The sequence below is a fragment of the Asaia spathodeae NBRC 105894 genome (assembly GCF_025994195.1).
In the GTDB taxonomy this organism is placed as follows: Bacteria; Pseudomonadota; Alphaproteobacteria; order Acetobacterales; family Acetobacteraceae; genus Asaia; species Asaia siamensis.
The window spans coordinates 1-5,498 of the sequence record NZ_BAPY01000032.1; the positions used below are offsets into that span (position 1 = coordinate 1).

Sequence of the window (5,498 nt, forward strand, 5' to 3'; positions counted from 1 at the left end):
GGAGCGTCCCGTCCTCGCCTCGCTGCTGGACCGGCTCCAGCCTCACGACAGTCTAGTGGTAGTGCGTCTCGACAGGCTCGGGCGCGATGCAATCGATATGCTGCAGCTCGTCTCCGCGCTGGATGAGCGCAACGTCAGAGTGCGTATTCTTGCGCTGGGTATCGAGACGGGCACGGCCAATGGCCGCATGTTCCTCACTATCCTGATGGCGATAGCGGAGTTCGAACGCGAGCTCATTCGCGAGCGTACCCGGGCCGGAATTGCGGCAGCGCGGGCGGCGGGGCGTCGTATCGGACGGCCCCGTGCGCTGACATCGGCACAGACCCGGCATGTGAGGGCATTGGCGGCACAGGGTCTGTCCATCCGTGACATCGCGTCCGTCATGAATGTCGGACGCGCTACTGTGCATCGAGCGTTGCAGCGCGAGGTTGGACCGCAGCGGGCCGGGCCATCCTCCAGCGCCGCAGCCTGAGCCTGACGCCGGAGGAGCGTTGTCTCAGTGACGGGGCCTTTGCACTAGCGAGAGACCTGCCAGCCCGCAGGCAGCGACAAGCGCAATCCAGTAGCCGCTGTTCCACGAGGTGGCATCAATCAGCGCGGTCGCCTGCTTCTGTACCATGGCCTGCAAATCATGCTGCATAGCGGCATTACCGCCGAAACCGCCAAGCAGCTGACCCGTGCTCTGGGCTGCCTCGGCTGCGAGATGATGCAGCCTCGCATGCACGACCAGAGGCAGGGCGAGTAGCAGGAGCAGCGGTAGGGTATTGAGCAGCCTCGCCCGGGCAAAACCCAGCCATGGTGTCACCCAGGGCAGGAGCGTGATGGCACCGCCGAGCAGGCGCCAGAAGCCGAACTGCACCGTGATGCCTGCACCTCCCGTCTGCACGCCGAGCAGCTGGTTCAGCGTGTAATCGAGCCTGACACCGAGCATCGTATTGCCTGCATCGAGCGTCCATCCCGGCAGAGCGTAGAACCCAAGCAGCAAGGCACCTGACATGACCATGCCGGGCAGGGTCATGCGGTGCCTCTGCTGGCGCAGGTAGGGCATCATCACGGCACCCAGTGAGCCGCCATTGCTGCGCAGGGTCTGACGGAATGCGCTCAGCGTTTCATTGGCCAGGACATCGCGCCCCAGCACATGAATGGACGCGATGCGTCCGTCCGGTGTCAGGGTAAAGCTGACTTTCTGGTTCAGGGCCGGGGCTGCTGGTCCTTGCCAGATACCGGAGAGCGTGAACGCGTGTTGTTTCCCGTCAGACACAAGAAGCCCCGGCTGCGTGTCGGGGATGCGTATGATTGTGCCGCGACTGGCAGCGCCAGGCTGTGAATCAGTGGGTGCATGGGCTGCGGAGCTGGCGTCATGGGTATCACCAGCGCTGGGCAAGGAGGAGGGATGGTTCATCGGTCTGTCCTCACAGGGCGGGCTTCGCGGTGGCATGCGCGAGTTTGGCGTCGATGGCTGCATTGAGCTGCCGGATGATCTCGGCTGTGATCGCCTGTTCGGCACCGATATCCTCGGTCGTGAGGGTCAGGCTGCGCACGGCGGACGGGTTTTGCGGGACGACGCTGACAGCGATGCGCAGCCAGGCCTGTGTGGTGGCAGCGCGCGGGTCTGACGAGGGCGAAGGATCAATCCCGGTGCCATCTGCTTTCTCGATGACGTTGCCGCTTTTGAGCGCGTAAAGCGCGGTGGCGGCACTCCCACCCGACAGCGGCGGCAGATGCGCCGTGTAGTGCGCAGTGAGTTCGGCCTTGAGGGCATCGTATCCCGGCGCATCGAGGGGCGGGTAGGAGACAGTGCGCTCAATCCGGGTCACCACGCCGCCCATGACCGGTGGGGCGAGGGTGACATCAATCCTGTCGTTCTCGCGCTGGCAGGCCAGCGATGCCGGATAGGGCTGGCTCTCGATATCCACGCCCTTATGCGATGTCCGCAGTGTCTCGGTCCGGATGCTTGGTTCTGTCTGGCAGTACTGGCGCAGTAAGGTAGTGGCTTCGGGGGCGGACATGCCGAGCGACAATCCGAGTATGGAGGCCTGACCGATTGCATTGCTCATCCTCTGATAGGTGAGCTTCTGCGTGAGTGCGACGCCACCATTATCCTGTGTCGCAGGAGACGCCGGGGGTTCCGTGACGTGCCCCTGACCAAGCGCATTCGCTGCATTGACCATGTTGCGGCGGAAAGCCTCCATATCCTGGGCCTGAGCGGGCGGCGCTGGAGCCGCAGACAGCAAGAGGCAGGCGATGACGCGTTTCATGGTTTCTCCCGGAGTGATGTGACGCAGGCCATCACAGGGTCGGGACAGGTGTTAGTCAGAGCCGCCTCAAAAGCCACGACAGGGCAATAATGGGGTTAGGGGTGAGCGGAAGCCCAACCTTGCGAAACCCTTGCTCTGACTGACTTTGTGGCGGCTCGACCCTCTCCTGGCCGGTTGGTGATGACCGGTTCACAATCCGTCGGTTTCGGGACGGCACGGCATCGGGTCATGCGTCCTGTCTCCAAACCGTGTTCCGAAATCAGCGAGGGGGTTTTCATGACACGGTATGGCTATGCGCGCGTCTCGACCGATGATCAGACGCATGATCCGCAGCTTCTGGCACTCGAACGGGAAGGGGTGCGGGAGATCGTGCTCGATACGGTCTCCGGCGGGGTTCCGGCCGCGTTACGACCGGGTCTGTCGGGGCTGTTGGCAAAGCTGCAGCCGGGGGATAGTCTCGTGGCAGCACGCATCGACCGGCTGGGGCGGACCATGCTCGACGTCATGGGGTTGGTGGGCAGTCTTGTGGAACGTCAGATACGCGTGAGGCTTCTAGATGTCGGGATCGAGACCGGCACGGCAAACGGGCAGCTCTTTCTGACCATCCTCGCCGGGTTTGCGGAGTTCGAGCGCGAGATCATCCGTGAGCGAACAAGGGCCGGACTGGAGGCAGCCCGGCGTAGCGGGGCACGGCTGGGGCGGCCTGCGCGGCTGACCGAAAGGCAGCGTCGCCACGCGGGTGAACTGCACAAGGCTGGAAAATCTTTGCACGAAATTGCGCAGATCATGGCCGTCTCGAAAACCACGATCTGGCGCTCGGTTTCCTGCGGGGAAGAGCGTTCCGGAAACGGAGGTTCCGGGACAGGTGCTCGGGCCGCCCGGTCGGTCCGATTGACACCGACACGATTATGACCGGTTCCGGGACAGGAAACGTAGCGAAGGCCCCGAGGTTTGGTGTGAGGGGGCGGCCATGGGGGGAATGCGGTCGGTCCGGTTTTGGGCATTTTTACTGGTGAACTGACATCCGGACGTTCTCATTCTATGTGGGTTCTGGACGCCCAATCTGCGTTATGTTTAAAAGGATAAGAATATTTCCTCGTGTTGGTCCGAACATAAAAAGGCTATACACGTCACAGATGTCGAGGTGAGTTGTCATGCTCGCATGTATCCAAGGTAATGATCTGTGAGCATAAGAGATCGTGTAATATATCTTGATGGTGTCAATGGGGCATCATCGGAGCTTTTTGGTATTGATGAAATAAGAACAGCTTCTTATTTCGGTCCCGGCAATCCTGCAGATGAGGTCTTTTTTGCCCTCAGCCACGCGTCACATATAGGTCGAAAAAAATTACGTAGTTGCTATATTCGTTGGGCACTGACAATAAACGCCCTTCATGCTGCACACGACCGGTACGAAAACAATCCTGATATCGCTCTACAAGTCTGGTTTATAAGACAAAAAAGCATCTTCGCTCCCAGACTCGATCCCATGCTTACATTAGACAATGATAAGACAAAGAAAAATACGCGAAAATGTATTGATGTGATATCAGCGTATGGAATATACGATATCTATGGATGTTTTGAAGAGATCATCTTCGATTTATATGAGGTATACTTACGTTACCTTCCTAACCAACTTTTGCAAGGGGACGAATACCGTGAATTAAGAAGAATGTACCGCAATAGGCATGAAAGTGACGCCGCCCGGATAGAATGGGAGACAGCTTTCTCCAGACGACTAGAGGATTGGCGCCGAAAGAAAACTTATTCTCCTCTTGCAAAGACGTTTGAAGCACTACTTGGTGACGTTAACCTACTGAAAATAGGGTGTTTTAGTGATGGGGCAAATCTCAACGGTGTCATTCGTGTAATTGATATTGCAGCAGAACTTCGGAATATCATTACGCACGGAGGACATACGGTCACAGATCGATTAGATGCATTATGTCTTGGTGGGGCAGATATGTTATTTCCTTTCAAGAAGGGTATGGAAATAGTTGTGAGTAGGAATGAATTCAGCGCTGTCGAGTTTTATTTCGATAAAACCATATTTGATATAAACGCGTCGATAAATAAGATCATTACCGACTGATTTTCCCGACTAAATGCACTGAGATTTAAAGGTGCCTATTTTGGAAATTTGCGCTCTAACGTTCGATTTTGAGAGCAAGCGAAATCATGGTCTACGTCCGAAAAGAGGCGTGTTCTGACGGCAGTTTCTGCTTCACGAACAGCGTATTCGCTTGATGGGGTAATGATCCATTTGTCCGTCTTCCGAAAGAAATGTGGCGTGTTCAGCTTGTGCCTGCGCCATAAGGAGATGGTCAAACGGATCACGATGATGCAGAGGCAAAGACATCAGGATCTGTAGGTGCTCGGTCTGTATTTGTAATAGAGAGAAACCTTCTTCAGGAATGGCTGCCAGAATATCGTTCATATCCGCATCCAGCTTTCCGATACGGATTTTGATCGCAATCTCCCAGAGTGACACGATACTCACCAGAATATCGTGAACCGGGTCTGCGATGATTTCCCGTGCAGTCTCACCCAGCCGGTCGGAGTCCGAAAGCCACCACAGCAACGCATGCGTATCAAGTAGAACCTTCACAGGTCGCGTTCCATGCTTTCAAGAAGGTCCGGCGGTATCTCATCAAAATCGTCGCTTATTCTGATCCGTCCGCGCAATGCGCCGGGTTGACGACGGGGGCGATAGGAAGAGGCTGGCGGCCGCAGTTCGGCTACGACCTGGTCATGAGACGTCACCAAGATCGTACTGCCCTGCCTGACCTGACGCAGATACGCTGTCAGGTTTCCCCGGAACTCCCGAACACCGATTTTCTGTGGTAATGGTGCATTATCTGAAAAATGCTGGCTCATGGTCTTCTCCCCATGTGTCATTTTAACATGTACACATAGGGAGGAGGTAGAGAATTCCTGAAGCATGTTTGTTTCAGAGATCAGTGGCTTCCGACAGAGCCAGAGCGTCCTCGACATCCACCCCAAGGTATCGAACCGTGCTATCCAGTTTTGAATGACCCAGCAGGATCTGCACGGCTCGGATATTACCGGTTCGTTTGTAAATCACGGCAACCTTAGTCCGGCGGAGCGAATGAGTTCCATACTCCCCTGCGATCAGTCCCACCGCCTGAACCCATTGATCCAAAAGCCGGGCGTATTGCCTTGAGAGGTGGACCCCATTTTTTAGACAGGGGCGTAAGCTATAGACCGGCCTGAGAG

8 protein-coding genes are annotated in these 5,498 nt (G+C 56.7%); 3 read left to right on the forward strand and 5 right to left on the reverse strand.

Annotation, left to right across the window (positions count from 1 at the left end; translation table 11 throughout):
• A partial coding sequence (locus tag AA105894_RS10815; protein ID WP_267311723.1) for a recombinase family protein occupies window positions 1–472 on the forward strand: 472 nt, incomplete at its 5' end.
• 24 nt (window positions 473–496) lie between these two features.
• Here AA105894_RS10815 and AA105894_RS10820 read toward each other — a convergent pair.
• Together AA105894_RS10820 and AA105894_RS10825 are read right to left on the reverse strand one after the other, a co-directional pair.
• Window positions 497–1,402: an energy transducer TonB gene (locus AA105894_RS10820; protein WP_267311724.1), complete on the reverse strand. Its 906-nt coding sequence runs from the start codon at window positions 1,400–1,402 to the stop codon at window positions 497–499.
• A 10-nt stretch (window positions 1,403–1,412) separates the two neighbouring features.
• Window positions 1,413–2,258: a hypothetical protein gene (locus AA105894_RS10825; RefSeq protein ID WP_267311725.1), complete on the reverse strand. Its 846-nt coding sequence runs from the start codon at window positions 2,256–2,258 to the stop codon at window positions 1,413–1,415.
• Between the two features lie 276 nt (window positions 2,259–2,534).
• Here AA105894_RS10825 and AA105894_RS10830 point away from each other — a divergent pair, with 276 nt between their 5' ends.
• Both AA105894_RS10830 and AA105894_RS10835 read left to right on the forward strand, forming a co-directional pair.
• A complete protein-coding gene (locus tag AA105894_RS10830) occupies window positions 2,535–3,170 on the forward strand; it encodes a recombinase family protein (RefSeq protein WP_267311726.1) in 636 nt (211 codons plus the stop codon).
• 271 nt (window positions 3,171–3,441) lie between these two features.
• Complete coding sequence (locus AA105894_RS10835) at window positions 3,442–4,353, forward strand: hypothetical protein (RefSeq protein WP_267311727.1); 912 nt, start codon at window positions 3,442–3,444, stop codon at window positions 4,351–4,353.
• 132 nt (window positions 4,354–4,485) lie between these two features.
• Here AA105894_RS10835 and AA105894_RS10840 read toward each other — a convergent pair whose 3' ends face one another.
• The 3 genes from AA105894_RS10840 to AA105894_RS10850 form a co-directional block, all read right to left on the reverse strand.
• On the reverse strand, window positions 4,486–4,869 hold the full coding sequence (locus tag AA105894_RS10840; protein WP_200410697.1) for a type II toxin-antitoxin system VapC family toxin: 384 nt from the start codon (window positions 4,867–4,869) through the stop codon (window positions 4,486–4,488).
• Entirely contained in the window at window positions 4,866–5,204 is a 339-nt protein-coding gene (locus AA105894_RS10845) for a type II toxin-antitoxin system Phd/YefM family antitoxin (RefSeq protein WP_267311728.1), read from the reverse strand. The genes AA105894_RS10840 and AA105894_RS10845 overlap by 4 nt, the downstream gene beginning before the upstream one ends.
• 7 nt (window positions 5,205–5,211) lie before the next feature.
• Window positions 5,212–5,498 (reverse strand): tyrosine-type recombinase/integrase (locus tag AA105894_RS10850; RefSeq protein WP_267311729.1); only part of this gene is annotated, 287 nt, incomplete at its 5' end.

Coding starts and splice junctions, on each gene's coding strand:
- AA105894_RS10825 (WP_267311725.1), bottom strand. CDS start 2,258: ATGAAACGCGTCATCGCCTGCCTCTTGCTGTCTGCGGCTCCAGCGCCG.
- AA105894_RS10830 (WP_267311726.1), top strand. CDS start 2,535: ATGACACGGTATGGCTATGCGCGCGTCTCGACCGATGATCAGACGCAT.
- AA105894_RS10820 (WP_267311724.1), bottom strand. CDS start 1,402: ATGAACCATCCCTCCTCCTTGCCCAGCGCTGGTGATACCCATGACGCC.
- AA105894_RS10845 (WP_267311728.1), bottom strand. CDS start 5,204: ATGCTTCAGGAATTCTCTACCTCCTCCCTATGTGTACATGTTAAAATG.